This window comes from Dickeya sp. CFBP 2040, assembly GCF_012273755.1.
Classification (GTDB): Bacteria; Pseudomonadota; Gammaproteobacteria; order Enterobacterales; family Enterobacteriaceae; genus Dickeya; species Dickeya poaceiphila.
Genome location: NZ_JAAVXH010000064.1, coordinates 1 through 247, shown reverse-complemented (window position 1 = coordinate 247; position 247 = coordinate 1). Strand labels below are relative to the sequence as shown.

Below are 247 nucleotides of genomic sequence, written 5' to 3'. Positions count from 1 at the left end.
CCGCCTTCATTTTCCGGAATCACCTGTTCGGCAATAATCTGATTCGGATTAGTGGGATCAACATGCAGAGTATTTAATACCGCCCGACGTTTTTCATTAATTAATGCCGTCTGAGTCGAATTAGGCGTTGTTGGATTACCGCCGCCATCGCCCACGCCCATATGAGTAATATTCAGCATTTTCCCTAATGCCGTGGCATTCGCCAGTTTTGCCGTACCCACCTGGGTGAGTAACGCCATATATTTCG

At 47.4% G+C, this 247-nt stretch carries 1 protein-coding gene; it reads right to left on the bottom strand.

All coding sequences use genetic code 11. The features are described from left to right. Positions 1 to 247, bottom strand: a 247-nt coding sequence (locus Dpoa2040_RS08465) for a phage tail protein (protein WP_168640978.1), incomplete at both ends; no start/stop codon positions are given.